The organism is Myxococcus sp. CA005, from assembly GCF_006518205.1.
Classification (GTDB): domain Bacteria; phylum Myxococcota; class Myxococcia; order Myxococcales; family Myxococcaceae; genus Myxococcus; species Myxococcus xanthus.
Genome location: NZ_SRLV01000017.1, coordinates 54,242 through 69,979, shown reverse-complemented (window position 1 = coordinate 69,979; position 15,738 = coordinate 54,242). Strand labels below are relative to the sequence as shown.

Here is a 15,738-nt window from a genome sequence, read left to right as displayed (position 1 = left end):
CTGTCGTTCCGCTCATGCAGCACGCCCCCCGGACCCTGGCGCCGTTGCCAGGGGTCGCGAGGGGCGTGCGCACGGACGGTGCCGTGACTACGACTTCAGCTCTTCCATCTTCTTGCGGAGGCTCAGCGGACGCATGTCCGTCCAGACCTCCTTGATGTACTCCAGGCACTCGGCCTTGAGGCCCTGCTTGCCTGCATCCTTCCAGCCGAGCGCGTTCTCGCGGTCGGCCGGCCAGATGGAGTACTGCTCCTCGTGGTTCACCACGACCTTGTAGACGGTCGTGTCCTCTCGCTCATCCGTCATTGATTTCTCTCCTGGAACGGGGCGTATTCTGGCCACAATCCAGGAAAAGGGGTCAAGACACGGAAGGCGTGGGTGCGGTCGGCGTCTGAAGCCCGCATATACTCGCCGGCCATGCAAAGAGTCTTCCGTGTCATCACGGCGCTGCTCCTCGCGCTGGGCGTCACCTGGGCGGCGCTGGCCCTGGCGTTGACGGGGGCGGGCCCCGAGGGCGCGCACGTCCTGCGGGCGTTGGGGGCCGGGCTGCTCGCGGCGGGCGCGGTGGTTGCCTGGCGGCGTCACTCACAAGGGGCGGCCCTGTCCGTCATGGGCGTTGGGTGTGTGGCCATCTGGGGGTGGACCCAGACGGTCCGACCTGCGACGCAGGCGGACTGGGCGCCGGACCTGGCGCGCTCCGCCCGGGCGGTGGTGGAGGGCTCCCGTGTGACGTTGCATGACGTGCGTGACTTCCGCTACCGCACCACGTCGGACTGGGATGCGTCGTGGTACTCGGCCACGTACGACACGCGTGAGCTCACGGGCGCGTGGTTCATCGTGGAGCCCTTCTCCGGCGTCTGGGGCGCGGCCCACACCATGGTGAGCTTCGGCTTCGCGGATGGGCGCTACCTCGTCTTCTCCGTGGAGGTCCGCCGGGAGAAGGGGGAGACCTTCTCCGCGCTGGGCGGTCTGTTCCGCCAGTTCGAGCTCACCTACGTGGTGGGGGACGAGCGGGACCTGGTGCAACTGCGCTCCAACCACCGCAAGGATGACGTCTATCTCTACCCGGTGGATGCGTCGAAGGAGCGCATCGCCAGCTTCTTCCTCGACATGGTGGCGCGGATGAACGCGCTGCACGAGAAGCCGGAGTTCTACGACACGCTCACCAACAACTGCACCACCAACCTGGTGCGGCACCTGGAGAAGGTGAGCCAGAGCCGGGTGCCCTACGACCACCGGACCTTGCTGCCGGCGTACTCGGACGCCCTGGCGTATGAGCTGGAGCTCATCGACCGGGACGCGCCGCTGGAGCAGGTACGCCAGCGCTACCACATCAACGCGCGCGCGCAGGCGGCGGATGGACGCCCGGACTTCTCGCGGCGCATCCGCGAGCCGCTGGCCGCCGCCACCGCCGACGCCGTGCCGTGACACGCCAGGCCCTTTACGGGGTGTGGCGCGCCTTCAGGTGCGTGTCGTAGTGCTGTTGCAGCGCGGCGAAGTAACCGCGCTCCTCCCAGAGCGCGGCGATGAGGCGCTCCGTCAAGGTCTTCACCTCGGCGCTCTCGCCCGGCTCGGGCGTACGGGGGCCGAGGGCGTCGGAGCTGAAGAAGGCGCGAGTGGCCTCGGCCATGAGCAGGCGGCTGCCGACGAAGAGCCGGCGGAGGGCCTGATTGACGGGGCGCGGGTCCAACTCCGCGCAGGCGGCGACGATGGCGTCGTGAATCTTCCCGGGCAGCGGGCCCTCCATGTCCTCGGGCCTCAGGTCGCCACGGTCCATGGCATGGTTGAGCAGGTAGCCGTGGTGCAGCGCTGATGACGCCACGTCCACGCAGTCCTTCACCCACAAGACGAAGAAGATCTTGCGGAACACCTTGCGCACCGGGAAGAGCACCAGGCCCTTCATGTAGCTCATCAGTCGGCCGCCCGCCGTCCGGCCAACGTGTGAGCCGGCGAGGACCTCCACCGCCTGGGCCGGCCTGGGAAGGCCGTGTTCGGAGAGGATGGTGAGGACCATGCTCTCGCGGGCCTGCCGGAGTGCGTAGTCATCCAGAAAGGGGACGGGGATGAGCGGCGTCAGGCCGGACACGACGGCGAGAAAGGCCACGCGGCCCAAGACGGGGGGCAGCTCGTTCTCGGAAGGACGGGGCTTCGGCTCGGTCATATGACGTTCATATGCCCATCGGGCCCGGCGATTGCGCGAGCCCTGAAGGCGGGGAGGGTGTTGGCTGGCCTCCAGCCGGGCGTCGTGGCTCAGGCCTTTCGTTCCCCCTGGGCGTGGGGCTGCAGCAGGACATAGAGGGTGCTCATCACCGGCGTGGGGACGCCCCGCGCGCGGCCCCGGCGCACCACCGAGCCCTGGAGGTATTCGACCTCCAGCGGCTTGCCGTTCTCCAGGTCGCCCAGCATGGATGGGCGCATGTGGGCGGGCAGCCCGTCCATGTACTGCACCAGGGCGTCCGGCGTGCGCGTGGTGGTGATGCCCTCCGCGGCGGCGACGCTGAGCACCTCGGCGGCGGCTTGCCGGAACACCTCGCGGAAGGCCGGATTGTCCCGGAGGGCGCCCACGGGCAGCCGGGACGCGGTGCTGAACGCGGACATGCAGGCGAGGAAGGACAGCTTGTCCCAGAGCGCTCCGCGCGCATCCGCCACGGCCTCCACGGTGATGCCCGCGCCGGCCAGCGCGTCCCGCAGGGACTGTGCCCGGTCGGAGATGCGCGAGGTGTCACCGAATACTTCTCCGAGCACGATTCGATGGTTCGTTCCGGTCTGGGTGATGACGCCTGGCTCGCTGATGGCGGTGGAGATGTACGTGGTGCCGCCCAGGACGGCGGCTTCGCCCACGGCGGCGGCCACTTCGGAGGGGCTGTCCACGCCGTTCTGCAAGGTGAGCACGAAGGGCGGCGTTTCGCCCGGCGCCGGTGCGCCTCGCGCGGAGAGCAACGTCTTCACCGCGGGGAGCACGGAAGCGACGTCGTAGTTCTTCACCGCGAGGACCACGACGTCCACGGGGCCGAAGCGCTGGACGTCATCGTCGGCCTTGACCGCGACCGTGAAGTCTCCTTCGGCGCCGTGGATGGTGAGCCCGTGTTCCCGCATGGCGCGCAGGTGCGCTCCGCGCGCGAGGAACGTCACGTCATGCCCGGCGCGGACCAGCTTCGCGCCGAAGAAACCACCGACGCCTCCAGACCCCAAGATGGCGAATCGCATGGCGCGGAAGATAACCGCACGTCCCCAGCGGGGCAGGGTTGAATCACGCGCTCGCACTTCGCGCATCAGCGAGCGAGGCCGCTGTGTTGGAGCACAGTCGCACGACGAGGCGGCCTGCTCGAGCCGCCTCTCCGCGACGACTTCAATGGTCCTCAGCGGGTCAACGACACAGTGACCTTGGGCTCCTCGGGAGGCGGGTGCCACGCCAGGGGGCTCGGAGGCGGCGCGGCCTCGCGGACCATGGGGCGGTGCCGTGCGATGAACGCCGCGGAGTTCTCCGGGCTGGCGCATGCGGAGAGGATGAGCTCGGGCGTCACGAAGGCGGTGGCGATGGCGTCCGCGACCCGTGCGTCCTTGCTGCCAGCGGCCAGCAAATCAATCACATGCGGAGGCGGCGGCTGGAGCAGGGTGTTGGTCCAGTGCGTCGCCGGCGCGGTGGCGGCCCACGAGCCCGCTTCGGCCTCCCGACAGAAGACCTCGTCGAAGGGCCGGTTGTCCGCCAGCGCGGTGACGATGTGCTCCGCCAACGCGAAGGCGGAAGCGGACCCCGCATTGGCGCCCTGGCCCGCGACGGGGTCGTTCGTCACGTGCGTGTCGCCCACCGCCAGCGCGAAGCGGCCGTTGGAGAGGGGCGCCCAGCCCTGGCGCACCGTCGGCGTGAAGGAACCCTGGAGGTAGTCCATGGGACCTCGCACGCCGAAGCTCGCTGAATCCACGCGCTCGTAGGTGGTGGGCGCGAAGCGCCGCAGGAAGTTCATCAGCATCGCCTCGAAGGCGCGCGGGTCTTCGTCGTAGCGCTGCGTGCTGAGCCGCGACAGCTCACTGCCGGGAAGGGCTTCGATGAGCACGCTGGGGACCCGGCCGTCCGCGGTGACGACCTGGGACTCGAAGATCTCGCCCTGGCCCGGAATCAGGTTGGCATTCATCCCAATGGGCTCCTGCATGCGCACGCCCTTGAGCAGCGCGGCGAAGAGCATGCGCGGCGGCTGCGTGTGCGGCGACAGAGCGGGCACGCGAGGGAACAGGCGTGTCAGGCCATTGCGGCCGGTGGCGACCACCATCAGCGCGTGCTGCTGGGCCAGGCGCTCCAGCACGTCGAGGTCCACGGGAAGGACCTCCAGCTTGCCGCCGCGCGCCACGAAGTCCTCCGCGAGGCGCGGCTGGTATTGCCGGTAGTCCACGAAGATGGTGGGGGAATCCAAGCGACCCCGGAGGCTGAACGGGTGAGGGCCGCCGTTCACATGGATGCCGATATAGAACATGTCAGCGTTGGGGCCGCTCCAGTGGTCCACGCCCAGGATGCGCTCGCGCATGCGCGTGGGGGCATGGTGCGCCACCGTGTTGAGCAGACGGGAAACCCGTAGCCTGCTCGGCTCCTGCTCCGTGTAGATCGTCACGGGCACACCGTGGGACAGCAGCTTCAGACCCAGGTGAAGTCCCGCGGTGCCGGCGCCAACAATTGCAATGCGCTCCATATGACTTTCCTCCGTGCCCCGTGCCGTCATGGCTGTGTCGGGATGGACCCCCCAAGGGCCAGGGGCGTTCCTTAACACAACACAAACGGAGATCTTCAGACAGGACGTACTTGATAGCCGAGAAAAAGAGAGGCGCATTGCGTCATGCACTGATGGGCAGACGTGGACGTCGGGTTGGGAACAGCAGACGCAAGGCTTTACAGTGGGACGCAATGGCCCAGTTCCTCGACGTGGCGTTGAAGGTAGGAGACCTGACCGAGTTCACCGCGGACGCGGTGCTGTTCAAATACGCACAAAGTCTCTATGGCGCGACAGGTCAAGCGGCGCGGCGCCTGGAGCAGGCGGGTGTTCCCCTCGCGCAGCTCGAGCTCGCGCCGGGCGCGACGCGCCTCGTGGAGACGCGGGGGGCGCTGACCGCGCGACGGGCGCTCTTCGTGGGCACCGTTCGCCTGGGGGAGTTCGGCTACCACGAGATTCGCCAGTTCGCGGTGCGCGCGCTGGCGGCCCTGGAGAACCACTCGGGCCTCGCGCATGTCGCGGGCACCGTTCATGGCCCCAACTACGGATTGGATGAAGACGAGGCCGTGCTCGCCTTCGTGGGCGGGCTCGTTGAAGCCTTCCAACGTGGCTCCGGGCCCCAATCCCTGGCGCGCTTCACGGTGGTGGAGCGGAACGCGAGCCGGGCACAAAGACTGGCGAAGGCCTTCGCGCGCGGCCTGAGCGCAACGCCTGGCGTGGAGACGCTTCCGGAGGGTGTCTTTCGTGTGCGGCGAATGTCTTCCGTGACGCAGGCACCACCCCTGGCGACGGCGGGCACCGTGTCCATGGCAAAGCCTCACGCCTTCGTGGCCATGCCTTTCGCACCCGAGCTGGAGGACACCTATCACTACGGCATCCAGGGCCCGGTGAAGGCCGCGCGCATGTTGTGCGAGCGCGTGGACCAGGAGCTGTTCGACGGCCCCATCATCCAGCGCATCCGCGAGCGCATCGAGACGGCGAAGGTGGTGATCGCCGACCTGTCCCTGGCCAATCCGAACGTGTACCTGGAGGTCGGCTATGCGTGGGGGCGGGGCCGGCCCACCTTGCTGCTGGTGCGTGACGTGAAGGAACTCCGCTTCGACGTCGCGTCCTATCGCTGCATCGTCTATCGCAACATTCGCGAGCTGGAGCAGTCGCTGACGAAGGAGCTCCAGCGCATGGACTGAGTGGCGCGCGTCACCAGCCTCGCGCGGTGATGGCGTGCGTGCCGGCCCAGGTACTCTGACGCAGCAGGTGCAACCGGTCGTGCAGGTTGACGGAGGCGCAGGCGTGGTTGGGCACCACGCGTACGCGGTCGCCCACGCGGGGCCGCCAGTCGGTGCTGGAGAGGTCCAGCAGGCCGTGCTCCTCGGACAGGCCGCGCACCAGGACGTCTGGCCGGTCGAGCAGGGCGCCGTAGACGCCCGTGTCGGTGAAGCCTTCCTCCTTGGCCAGGGCCTTGGAACCCGCGTCGATGACGGCCTGTCCCGGCACCGTGGTGCTCACCACCGTGGCCAGCACGGAGTAGGCACATTCCTCCCACGGGCATGCACCCACCGATACGGCGTTGCGGTCATTGAAGATGTTGATGCCCGGGCGAATCTCCGTGAGCCCGGCGACTTCATGCGAGCGCCACAGCGTCGGCGTGGAGCCGCCGCTCACGGTTTTGGGCCGCAGTCCCGCGTCCGCAAGGGTGTCCACGTAGGTGGCCAGCCGCACGGATTGCTCACGCATCGCGTCGCCCAGCTCCGCCTGTGGCATACGCAGGTGTCCGGCGTAGAAGGTGATGCCCCGGTACTCCAGGCCACTGCTGGACGTCACTGCGCGGGCCAGTGCGACTGCGTCCTCGGGGGACTGGACTCCCACGCGCCGCATGCCCAGGTCCAGCTCCACCAACACGCCCACCGTACGGCCCGCCCTCCGGGCCGCGCGGCTCAGCATCTCCAGCGCCTCGCCCGAGTCCAGGGCCACGGTGAGCCGGACGTGTGGTGGTAGCGCCATGAGCCGGGTGAGCCTGTCGTCGCCCACGGGAGGATAGGCGAGCAGGATGTCGTCGCAGACGGTGGCCATGACCTCCGCCTCGCGGACGGTGGCCACGGTGACGCCCTGGGCTCCGGCGGCGAGCTGGAGCGCGGCGAACTCCGGTGTCTTGTGCGTCTTCGTGTGGGGCCGCCACCGCAGGCCGTGCTGGCGGGTGTACATGGCCACGCGCTTCAGGTTGGCGTCCACACGGTCCAGGTCCACGAGGGCGGCGGGTGTCGTCATCATGTCGAGCCAGTCCACATTCATGCCGTGCAATGTGGCACTCCGGTGTGCCGGGCTCCAGGAGTACCGGGCATGTTCGCCCTTCGTTCGTGAAGTGCTACACCTCCGCGACTCGCGCGGCGCCACGACCCGCCAGGTGCCCCCCGCGAGCGAGGCCACATGCCAGATTCCCCGTTGACCCTCAGGGCCCTCAACCGCGCGACCTTGGCGCGGCAGATGTTGCTGGCGCGCGAGCAGACGTCCGTGCTCGGCGCGGTGGAGAAGCTCCTGGCGCTTCAGGCCCAACAGGCGAAGCCGCCGTTCATCGGCCTGTGGTCGCGTGTCGCGGGCTTCGAGCGAGACGCGCTCCAGGTGCTGCTCCAGCGCAAGGAGGTGGTCCGCGCCACGTTGATGCGCGGCACGTTGCACCTGGCGAGCGCGGAGGACTACCGGCACCTGCGAGCCAGCTTCACACCGCTGCTCGAAGCCTCTGTGGCGTCGGTGCTGCGCGAGCGCGCGAAGGGGCTGGACGTCGCGCCGCTCGTCAAGGAGGCGCGCGCCTTCTTCGATGAAGCGCCGCGCACCTTCGAGGCGCTGCGCGACCACCTGGTGGCCCGGCATTCCCAGAACGACGAACGCGCCATGGGCTTCGCGGTGCGGATGTTCCTACCCCTCATCCAGGTCCCCACGGAGACGGAGTGGGGCTACCCCGGCACCACGGACTTCGCGGTCGCGGAGTCTTGGCTGGACGCACCGCTGCGCGCCGAAGCGGACCTTCCCACGCTGGTGCAGCGCTACCTCGCGGCCTTCGGTCCCGCATCGGTGACGGATGCCCAGACCTGGTCCGGCCTCAAGGGCCTGAAGTCCACCTTCGAGGCGCTTCGGCCTTCGCTGCGCACGTTCCGGGACGAGAAGGGGCGGGAGCTGTTCGACCTGCCCAAGGCACCCCGGCCGGACGAGGACACGGCCGCCCCCGCGCGCTTCCTCCCGGAGTTCGACAGCCTGGTGCTCGGCCATGAGGACCGGGCCCGGCTGGTGGATGACGCGTACCGCTCCAAGCTCATCACCAAGAATCTGCGAGTCCCCGCCACCTTCCTCGTGGACGGCTTCATCGCCGGGACGTGGACGGTGGAGCGCAAGCGCGCGGCGGCTACGCTCGTCGTCGAGCCCTTTGCGCCCATCAAGAAGAAGGACCGTGACGCCCTGGTGAAGGAGGGCGAGGCGCTCCTGCGTTTCATGGAGCCCGAAGCCCGCACGTTCGAGGTCCGCGGGCACTAACGCCTTCGCGCCCGACTTGGAGCCCACCGGCGCCTTCACACGCTCGTGGTACAGCTCGCCATCGGGCCACTTGAACATGATGTCGGACCCCGGAAGCGGACGAAGCTCACTCGGCCTGAAGCCCCCGCTCAGGTGCCCGAGCTGCGCTCCGCGGCGAGCACCCTCTCCAGCGCCTCCGGGCTCCGCCCCACCACAGTCGTCCCGTCGCTGGCGGTAACGATGGGCCGCTGAATCAGCTCTGGGTGCTGGACCATGGCTGCAATCCAGTCGGCACGGTGTGTCGCGTCTCTGGGCAGCATCTCCAGCGTGGCCTTGGTCGCCGCGGCCTCACCCATGCGCACCAGCTCCCAGGGCTCCATCCCGAGCCGCCCGAGTACGGCCTCCAGCTCCGCAGCGGTGGGGGGCGACTCCAGGTAGCGGCGGACGACGTAGGCTGCACCGGACGCATCCATCGCGGCCATCGCGGCGCGGCACTTTGAACAGGCAGGGTTGATCCAGAGCTCCATTCGGCCAGTCTCGCACGCTGCGGAGCCGCCCGTCCGCACTCTTGCCGGGCTGTCGGTGCTGCGGCAGGCAGAAGCGAGGCGCGCCCCCGCTTGGTCTGCCCGTGGAGGTGCCCACGCGCCCCGCATCACCCCGCGGGCGGCGGGCCCACGCACTTGCCGCTGACCTTGTTCCCCCAGCCGGTGGTGCTCGCCGCTCCCTCGTAGGTGCTCCCATCCCCTCTCAGCTCGAGATGGACGGTGCCGGACGTGCCCTCACGACTGACCCAGGTTCCATCGAAGGCCTGGCCCGTGACCTTGCCGTTGATGGCGCCGGGCGATGTCGTTCCGGAATAGGTGCCACTGGCGTTCTCGCCAATCTGGACCAATTGCATGGTCCCGAAGATGTTGTCCGACCAGGTGCCGGAGAATCCCCAGCAGCCGGCAGGGGTGGGGGCCCCCGGCGTCGGGCCTCCCGGGGCAGAAGCGGGTGCACAGGCCGCCGCGACCGCCTCTTCAAAGGCGGCGAAATCGCGTCCGCCGATTGGCTGGCTCCAGTCGGGTGGCCGGATGGCCCGAACTCCCGGGCGGTTGACATATTGGTAGATGTAGAACTGGCCGCCGTTCTCACCCGAGCCATTGCAGTTGATGATGCTGACGACCGACTCCTCGACGAGGAGTTTTCCCGTCTCATCGCGCGACTCGGGCTGGCGAAACTGCTGAATGACCTCGGCGGCATTCGCGCTTCCTCCGAAGAGGACCAGCGACGACAGCAAGGCCCGCACGCTGAGGAACTCCAGGTGGGGCCGCGCCGCTTTGGACTGATTCGAATTCATTCTCGGCTCTCCATTGGTGGTGCGGCGTCGATTGGCCGCACGCCGCCGGAGTTTGTGTACGTCGTGCCTGCGATGGGAGGCACGGCGCGCTTGAGCTAGCAGCGGGACGCCGGGCCCTATACTCCAGACCGCTGGTGGGGCCAGGCATGGCAGCGCGCGTCCTGCTGACACGCGGCCGCACATGCAGTGGCGTTCTGCGTTGAGGCCTTTAGGAAGCGCTCGCCTGGCACGCAGGCTTCACGTGGCTCGCGTGAACACATGCCTGTGGCTCACCTGCCATCCAGCGAAGGACCGAGACCGGAGACGTCTTGTCCGCCGAGATGAGGGCGACGCTGCCGATGCCGAGGAGTCGGTCCAGCAGGCTCTGCTCGACTTGCTGGCGTGACGTGTTTTTCCGCTTTTCCTCGGGCTAGGCTGCCCATGCAGCTTGCTCAGGAAAGGTGGTTTCGCATGCGTGGTTCACTGAAGCGGTTCGCGCTTCACGGTGCCGTGTTGCTGGCCGTGGCAGGGCTCACGGGCTGTGGCGTGGTGGACGAAGAAGGCGCGGCGTCCGACGGCGTGAGCGAAGAGGCGGCGCTCAATACGGGGTGCTGCACGGCGCTGACGGGGACGACCCAGGCCTTCTGTGACTCGATTCCCCAGACGCCGGGGCGCTGTAATGAAGTCAACCAGGGTAGCTCCTGCATCTGGACGTGCACGGGCTGCTGCCAGGCGCTTCCGGGGACGGCGCAGAGCTTCTGCGACTCGATTCCCCAGACGGAAGGGCGCTGCAACCAGGTGTGGGGCGGCACGGCCTGTACCTGGACCTGCTGATTCGCGGTGCAGCACCGCATCCACCGCCGCGCCAGCGTCCGGGCGGCGGTGGATGCAGGCCTCACGCGGCTACTGCGGCTTGGGCGCCGCGACCTTCTTCGCCGGGGGCTGGTACTTCATGCCCAGGGCGTTGAACACGAACGAGTACACGTCCACTTCCTCCTCGATGCGCGCGTTCAGCGGCGTGCCGGCGCCGTGGCCCGTCTCCGCGTTGGCGCGCAGCAGGATGGGGTTCTTCGCCTTGGTGGCCTCCTGCATCCGGGCCACCATCTTCCGCGAGTGGAACGGGTCCACGCGCGGGTCGTTCGCGCCGGACGTGAAGAGCACGGAGGGGTAGGCCGTGCCGTCCTTGACGTTGTGGAGCGGCGAGTACGCGTGCAGCGCCTTGAACTGCTCCGGGTTCTTCACGGTGCCGTACTCGGTGATGTTGAACTGGCCGTTGGGCGTCAGCTCCACCCGGAGCATGTCGTAGATGCCCACGCGCGCCACGACGGCGCCGTACATCTCCGGGTGCTGGGTGACGGCCGCGCCCATCAGGAGGCCGCCGTTGCTGCCACCCTGGATGGCCAGCTTCTTCGGCTGCGTGTACTTCTGGTCCACCAGCAGCTTCGCGGCGGCGTGGAAGTCGTCGAAGACGTTCTGCTTGTTCGTGAGCGAGCCCTCGGCGTGCCACTTCTCGCCGAACTCCGAGCCGCCGCGCAGGTTGGCTACCGCGAACACGCCGCCCTGTTCCAGCCAGAAACCGGCCAGCGTGTTGTAGTTCGGGCTGATGGAGATGTTGAAGCCGCCGTAGCCCGTCAGCAGCGCCGGGTTGTTGCCGTTGAGCCTGGTGCCCTTCTTCTTGAGGATGCTGACGGGGACCTTGGTGCCGTCCTTGGACGTGGCGAACGCGCGCACCACCTCCACGTCGCTCAGGTCCAGCGGCGACGTGCGGGCCAGCGCCGTCTTCTTCACCGAGTTGTCCTTCGCCGAGTACCGGTACCAGGCCATCGGCTGGGTGAAGCTGGTGTTGATGAAGAGCACGTCGTCATCGCCCTGGCTCACGAGCCCGCCCACGGAAGACACGGGCAGGGTGGGCACCATCCCCAGCGCCTTGCCCTTCAGGTCCACCATGCGCAACTGCGAAGGCCCGCCGAGCTGCTCGCTCACGTAGAGCCGCGACTTCGTGGGGAAGAAGCCCTGGATGCTGGCCTCGCCCTCCGGCACCACCACCGTGGCCTTGTCCAGCGTGGGCGTGGCCAGCGGCAGCCGCAGCACCTTGCCGCGCGGCGCGTCCTTGCGGCTGAGCAGGTACATGGCGCCGTCGTGGCCGAAGCGCGCGCGGATGACTTTGTCCTCGAACTTCGATACCTGCGACCACTTCCCGGCGGCGTCGCGCAGGTACAGCATGTACTCGCCGCCGTCGCCGTTGGCCACGACGGCGGAGATGTGCTGGCCGTCGTGAGACGTGTCCAGCTCCGTCATCGCGATGCGCGGGAAGTCCTTGCCCAGCACATACGTGTCCTTCTCCGTGGGCGTGCCGAGCTGGTGGAAGTAGACCTGCTGGAAGAAGTCACGGTCCGCCTCGGGGCGCTCCTCGCCGCGCGGGTAGCGCGTGTAGAAGTAGCCCTTGCCGTCCGCCGTCCACGTCAGGCTGCCACCCGCGGTGCCACCATTCACGCGGGGCACGGTCTCATTCGGCAGCGGCTTGCCGGTGGCCACGTCATAGACGGTGACGTCGCCGCTCTCGGTGCCGTTCTTCGACATCGACACGGCGATCTTCTTGCCGTCCAGCGTGGGGACGTACCAGTCGATGGTGGTGTGGCCCGAGGCGTCCACCACCATGGGGTCCACCAGCACGCGCTCCTTGGACGTGTCATCCACCGAGTCGAGCACGACCAGGAAGGACTGCTGCTTGGGCGGCTGGGCCTTCATGGCGAACAACGTGCCGCCGGCCTCGTGCAGCCCGCCGTAGCCAGGGGACTTCCAGCTCAGCAGCTCGGAGACGCGCTGGCGGATGGCATCGCGTCCGGACAGCTTGTCCAGGAGGGCGCGGGTGTACGCGTTCTGCGCGTCGTTCCACTGCTTCACCTGCGCGTCGGACGAGTCCTCCAGCCACTGGTACGGGTCCTTCACCGCCGTGCCGTGGTAGGTGTCCACCGTCTCCTTCTTCGGCGACGCGGGCGCCTTGGAGGCAGCCTTGCGGGGCGCCGTCGCGGCCGGCGCGGGGGCGGGGGCGGCTGGCGCAGCCAGCGGCAGGGTCAGCACCGCCGCCGTCAATGCGGTCTTCAGCTTCACGGTTCACCTCGGGGTTGGGAAACGCGCACGCAGCCTGCCACGTCCCTTGGGACGGGAAACGGCTTCGTTGCGTCGGGAATGCCGCCGTGCGCCGGGTGTTCGCCCGCGCTTCCGCCGTGCAACCGTTGGGAATGAGACGGTGCGTCCTGGCCGTCAGCGCAGCGGCAGTGTGACCAGCCCCGCGGTGAACCGGTCGAACGCCTCATTGGCGGGCAGAGCGGTGCCGTCGTCCATGTTCCCCAGCATCAGCGCGAAGACGACGCGTGGGTGCCGCGCGTCTCCCGGCCGGTCCACTACCCCCACGAAGCACCGCTGACCGGACAGCGTGCCCGTCTTCGCGCGGATGTGGCCCGCGGTGTCGGCGGTGACGGGGCGGGCCGCGAGCGTGCCGTCCAGGCCGGCCACGGGCAGGCTGTCCAGCAGCGCGGTGCCGTAGGCTTCACGCAGGCTGGTGAAGATGACGCGCACCAGTCCCCGCGCGGTGGCCAGGTTGTACCGGGACAGGCCACTGCCATCCACCGGGCGCAAGTCTCGCGAGGGGATGCCTCGGCGGGTCAGTTCCTCCGTCAGCGCGGTGCGGAGGGCGCCATAGCTCTCCGTGCCGGTGAGCTCGCGCGCGAAGCGCAGGCCCAGGCGCTCCGCGTACAGGTTGAGGGATTCCTTGTTCGTCACCTTCACCAACTCGGACAGCGGCGGGCTGACCAGGGTGACCAGGGGTGCGGGCACCGCGGGTTGCCGCGGCGTGGGCGCCTCCAGCGTCATGGGCAGCCGAGGGATGCCGCGCGCGAGCAGGGCGGCCTCCACACAGGCGGAGAAGAGCTGCTCGGGCTCGTCCACCGACAGCCTCACCGCGGCGGAGCGGGGGCAGGTGTCCGCGGTGGAGCGCCACAGGCAGCGCACGCCGGGGCCGCCACGCTGGCGCACGCAGGCCAGGGAGGGGCGCTCCGCGTTCGTGTCCACACCCACCACGGCCGGCAGCGTCGCGAAGGTGGGGGTCACCTGGATGGTGGGGGGCTGCGCGCAGGCCGCGCCCGCCGCCCGGGACAGCGCCACGTCCACCACGTTCTCCCGGAAGACGAAGGCCGTTGGCGCCGCGCTGTAGGCATAGGCGGCGTCATCCCAGGCCCAGCCAGGGCCGAACGGGAACTCCGCCTCCTTCGCGCCGCGCACGCGCACCTGCCCGCGCCACTGGCGGATGCCGCGCGCCTGGAGGGCGTCCGCCACCTGCTCACACGCCAGCGCCGTCTCGGGGAAGCGCCACGAGCCCAGGGACGGGTCCCCCGTGGGCTCCACCACGATGTCACCCAGGAAGAGCCCGCCATCCAGCGTGCCCTCCAGGGCCACCGGCGTCTGGAAGCGGAAGTCCGCGCCCAGCGCGGAGAGGACCGACGCGGTGGAGACGACCTTGAGCGTGGAGGCGGGCAGGAGCCGGACATGCTCGCGGTGGGTGAAGAGTGGCTCGCCCGTCTGCGCGTCCACCACGTAGGCGCTGGCCAGGGCGCCTTCGGCCTCCAGGGTTTCGAAGAGCGCGCGGGCCAGGGAGGGAAGGGTGTCGCCCTCGGGGCGCGTCTCGCGGAAGCAGCCGGAGAGGACCAGGGGGGCCACGAGCAGCAGCGAGGCGGACAGGATGCGGCGCATGTCGCCCGCCACGCTACCGCCGTGGGGCGGCCCTGTCATTCGGCCGGGGACTGGCCGCCTGGAAAGGGAGCGCGGCCACGAGGAAGGCGCCGCCAGCCACATCGAGTGCCTTGACGGCACGGCGCTCGCGCCCCATCCTGCCGCGCCCCATGCCTGTCCTTCGTGGTGCTGTCACGCTGTCGCGCTTCCGGGTCGAACCGGCGAAGGAAGCGCCTTCGGATGTCAAACGCTGGCTGACGCGCGGCCTCAAGGCGCACGCGTTCGAGCCCATCGACCGCCGCTCCGAAGAAGAGCGCGCCGTCGGCTTCGTGGAGCTGGAGAACGAGGAGTCCAGCGAGTTCTCCGCCGGCCGTCTCTATTACGGCGAGTACGCCCTATTCGCCTTCCGCATCGACACCATCAAGGTGCCGGCCGCGGCGCTCAAGGCGGAGCTGGCGAAGTGGGCCGCCGCCTTCGAGAAGGAGAATGGCCGCCCGCCCAGCCGGGGCGAGAAGACGCAGAGCCGCGGTGAAATCCGCCAGATGCTGCGCACCCGCGCCACGCCCCGCACGTCGACGGTGGACGTGAGCTGGAACCTGAAGACGCAGCAGGTGCAGATCTGGTCCGCGTCGCGCAAGGTGGTGGATGAAATCACCGTCGCGCTGGAGGGCGGGCTGAACGTGAAGTTCTTCGGCATGACGCCGTCGGCCATGGCGCAGACGGCGGGCATCGACGAGTCCCTGCTGGGGCCCACCACGGAGCTGATTGGCATGGACCTGCCGGCGACGGCGGAGGTGGCACATGGCGAGGCGTGACGAGGCGCGGGCCGAAGCGGCCTTCATGCGCGGTGATGTCGGCGTGGACGGCGGCGCCACCGAGGAGACGAAGGACGAGGCCGAAGTCGAAAAGGGCAAAGCGCAAGATCAGTTGCTGCGTGGCCGCGCCTATCTGGGCCGCGAGTTCCTCACGTGGCTCCTGTGGCGCACCGAGGCCGGCGGGCCGCTCGTCGAGGTGGAGGGTGAAGGCGTCAGTGTCCTCTTCATGGGCCGGGTGGTGCTGCGCGGCGTGTCCGGTGAGGTGACGGAGATGAGCGCCAAGGGCACCCTGGCGCCGTACTCCGAGCAGGTGAAGCACTCGCTGGACCGCGGGCTGTTGGTGGCCCAGGCCCGCCTGCGCTTCACCCAGGGCGAGAGGGAGTTCGAGGCCACGGTGGACTCCGAGTTCCTCGACATTCGCGCGGGCAAGCTGCCGGCGCTGATGAGCGAGGAGGAGGATGACCAGCTCTCCGAGCGGCTCTTGCTGATGGAGCAACTGGCCGCCATGGTGGACGCGCTGGTGCAGGACTACCTGTCCGTGCGCGCCAGCAAGGGTTGGAGCAAGACGGTCGTCCCCGCGATGAAGGAGTGGATGCGCGGCGACGAGCAGGGCGCGGACGCGCTCGCCAAGGCGGCCCGCGCCCGGGGCCGTGACGCTCGCACGGCGCGGAGCTGAGCG

General features: G+C 69.1%; 15 protein-coding genes. 6 read left to right on the top strand and 9 right to left on the bottom strand.

Features of this window, described 5'->3' with window-relative positions:
- Positions 1–87 precede the first annotated feature (87 nt).
- Positions 88–303, bottom strand: coding sequence for an MbtH family protein (locus FMQ63_RS10275; RefSeq protein WP_011553168.1), 216 nt, complete (start codon positions 301–303; stop codon positions 88–90).
- A gap of 111 nt (positions 304–414) precedes the next feature.
- On the opposite strand from FMQ63_RS10275, the gene FMQ63_RS10270 reads away from it, so the two are divergent.
- Positions 415–1,425 carry a DUF4105 domain-containing protein gene (locus FMQ63_RS10270; RefSeq protein WP_011553169.1) on the top strand — a complete coding sequence of 337 codons (1,011 nt, stop codon included), beginning with the start codon at positions 415–417 and terminating at the stop codon, positions 1,423–1,425.
- 13 nt (positions 1,426–1,438) lie between these two features.
- Here the strand turns inward: FMQ63_RS10270 and FMQ63_RS10265 are convergent, their stop codons facing one another.
- From FMQ63_RS10265 to FMQ63_RS10255, 3 genes are all read right to left on the bottom strand, one after another.
- Complete coding sequence (locus FMQ63_RS10265; RefSeq protein ID WP_011553170.1) at positions 1,439–2,158, bottom strand: hypothetical protein; 720 nt, start codon at positions 2,156–2,158, stop codon at positions 1,439–1,441.
- A gap of 89 nt (positions 2,159–2,247) precedes the next feature.
- The gene (locus tag FMQ63_RS10260) at positions 2,248–3,204 is read right to left on the bottom strand and encodes a ketopantoate reductase family protein (protein WP_011553171.1); all 957 of its coding nucleotides are present in this window, start codon (positions 3,202–3,204) and stop codon (positions 2,248–2,250) included.
- Between the two features lie 152 nt (positions 3,205–3,356).
- A complete protein-coding gene (locus tag FMQ63_RS10255; RefSeq protein WP_011553172.1) occupies positions 3,357–4,679 on the bottom strand; it encodes a styrene monooxygenase/indole monooxygenase family protein in 1,323 nt (440 codons plus the stop codon).
- Between the two features lie 212 nt (positions 4,680–4,891).
- Here FMQ63_RS10255 and FMQ63_RS10250 point away from each other — a divergent pair, with 212 nt between their 5' ends.
- Positions 4,892–5,884: a hypothetical protein gene (locus FMQ63_RS10250; RefSeq protein WP_225909227.1), complete on the top strand. Its 993-nt coding sequence runs from the start codon at positions 4,892–4,894 to the stop codon at positions 5,882–5,884.
- 10 nt (positions 5,885–5,894) lie between these two features.
- Here the strand turns inward: FMQ63_RS10250 and FMQ63_RS10245 are convergent, their stop codons facing one another.
- On the bottom strand, positions 5,895–6,986 hold the full coding sequence (locus FMQ63_RS10245) for a D-TA family PLP-dependent enzyme (protein WP_011553174.1): 1,092 nt from the start codon (positions 6,984–6,986) through the stop codon (positions 5,895–5,897).
- Between the two features lie 135 nt (positions 6,987–7,121).
- On the opposite strand from FMQ63_RS10245, the gene FMQ63_RS10240 reads away from it, so the two are divergent.
- Positions 7,122–8,219 carry a winged helix DNA-binding domain-containing protein gene (locus FMQ63_RS10240; RefSeq protein WP_011553175.1) on the top strand — a complete coding sequence of 366 codons (1,098 nt, stop codon included), beginning with the start codon at positions 7,122–7,124 and terminating at the stop codon, positions 8,217–8,219.
- Between the two features lie 128 nt (positions 8,220–8,347).
- On the opposite strand, the gene FMQ63_RS10235 is transcribed toward FMQ63_RS10240, so the two are convergent.
- Positions 8,348–8,725, bottom strand: a complete 378-nt coding sequence (locus FMQ63_RS10235; RefSeq protein WP_011553176.1) for an ArsC/Spx/MgsR family protein — start codon at positions 8,723–8,725, stop codon at positions 8,348–8,350.
- Positions 8,726–8,850: 125 nt separating this feature from the next.
- A complete protein-coding gene (locus FMQ63_RS10230; RefSeq protein WP_020478568.1) occupies positions 8,851–9,537 on the bottom strand; it encodes a hypothetical protein in 687 nt (228 codons plus the stop codon).
- Positions 9,538–9,987: 450 nt separating this feature from the next.
- Here FMQ63_RS10230 and FMQ63_RS10225 point away from each other — a divergent pair, with 450 nt between their 5' ends.
- Positions 9,988–10,350: a hypothetical protein gene (locus FMQ63_RS10225; protein WP_225909229.1), complete on the top strand. Its 363-nt coding sequence runs from the start codon at positions 9,988–9,990 to the stop codon at positions 10,348–10,350.
- A 69-nt stretch (positions 10,351–10,419) separates the two neighbouring features.
- Here FMQ63_RS10225 and FMQ63_RS10220 read toward each other — a convergent pair whose 3' ends face one another.
- Positions 10,420–12,627 carry a prolyl oligopeptidase family protein gene (locus tag FMQ63_RS10220; protein ID WP_011553179.1) on the bottom strand — a complete coding sequence of 736 codons (2,208 nt, stop codon included), beginning with the start codon at positions 12,625–12,627 and terminating at the stop codon, positions 10,420–10,422.
- A 153-nt stretch (positions 12,628–12,780) separates the two neighbouring features.
- Positions 12,781–14,265: a D-alanyl-D-alanine carboxypeptidase/D-alanyl-D-alanine-endopeptidase gene (dacB, locus tag FMQ63_RS10215; protein ID WP_011553180.1), complete on the bottom strand. Its 1,485-nt coding sequence runs from the start codon at positions 14,263–14,265 to the stop codon at positions 12,781–12,783.
- A 149-nt stretch (positions 14,266–14,414) separates the two neighbouring features.
- On the opposite strand from dacB, the gene rdgC reads away from it, so the two are divergent.
- Together rdgC and FMQ63_RS10205 are read left to right on the top strand one after the other, a co-directional pair.
- Complete coding sequence (rdgC, locus tag FMQ63_RS10210) at positions 14,415–15,059, top strand: recombination-associated protein RdgC (RefSeq protein ID WP_011553181.1); 645 nt, start codon at positions 14,415–14,417, stop codon at positions 15,057–15,059.
- Positions 15,046–15,735: a hypothetical protein gene (locus tag FMQ63_RS10205; RefSeq protein WP_011553182.1), complete on the top strand. Its 690-nt coding sequence runs from the start codon at positions 15,046–15,048 to the stop codon at positions 15,733–15,735. The genes rdgC and FMQ63_RS10205 overlap by 14 nt, the downstream gene beginning before the upstream one ends.
- The last annotated feature ends 3 nt before the right edge of the window (positions 15,736–15,738 follow it).

Bases quoted from the DNA above. Each gene is read 5' to 3' on its own strand.
- FMQ63_RS10275 (WP_011553168.1), bottom strand. From the start codon at position 303: ATGACGGATGAGCGAGAGGACACGACCGTCTACAAGGTCGTGGTGAAC.
- FMQ63_RS10270 (WP_011553169.1), top strand. From the start codon at position 415: ATGCAAAGAGTCTTCCGTGTCATCACGGCGCTGCTCCTCGCGCTGGGC.
- FMQ63_RS10265 (WP_011553170.1), bottom strand. From the start codon at position 2,158: ATGACCGAGCCGAAGCCCCGTCCTTCCGAGAACGAGCTGCCCCCCGTC.
- FMQ63_RS10260 (WP_011553171.1), bottom strand. From the start codon at position 3,204: ATGCGATTCGCCATCTTGGGGTCTGGAGGCGTCGGTGGTTTCTTCGGC.
- FMQ63_RS10255 (WP_011553172.1), bottom strand. From the start codon at position 4,679: ATGGAGCGCATTGCAATTGTTGGCGCCGGCACCGCGGGACTTCACCTG.
- FMQ63_RS10250 (WP_225909227.1), top strand. From the start codon at position 4,892: ATGGCCCAGTTCCTCGACGTGGCGTTGAAGGTAGGAGACCTGACCGAG.
- FMQ63_RS10245 (WP_011553174.1), bottom strand. From the start codon at position 6,986: ATGAATGTGGACTGGCTCGACATGATGACGACACCCGCCGCCCTCGTG.
- FMQ63_RS10240 (WP_011553175.1), top strand. From the start codon at position 7,122: ATGCCAGATTCCCCGTTGACCCTCAGGGCCCTCAACCGCGCGACCTTG.
- FMQ63_RS10235 (WP_011553176.1), bottom strand. From the start codon at position 8,725: ATGGAGCTCTGGATCAACCCTGCCTGTTCAAAGTGCCGCGCCGCGATG.
- FMQ63_RS10230 (WP_020478568.1), bottom strand. From the start codon at position 9,537: ATGAATTCGAATCAGTCCAAAGCGGCGCGGCCCCACCTGGAGTTCCTC.
- FMQ63_RS10225 (WP_225909229.1), top strand. From the start codon at position 9,988: ATGCGTGGTTCACTGAAGCGGTTCGCGCTTCACGGTGCCGTGTTGCTG.
- dacB (WP_011553180.1), bottom strand. From the start codon at position 14,265: ATGCGCCGCATCCTGTCCGCCTCGCTGCTGCTCGTGGCCCCCCTGGTC.
- rdgC (WP_011553181.1), top strand. From the start codon at position 14,415: ATGCCTGTCCTTCGTGGTGCTGTCACGCTGTCGCGCTTCCGGGTCGAA.
- FMQ63_RS10205 (WP_011553182.1), top strand. From the start codon at position 15,046: ATGGCGAGGCGTGACGAGGCGCGGGCCGAAGCGGCCTTCATGCGCGGT.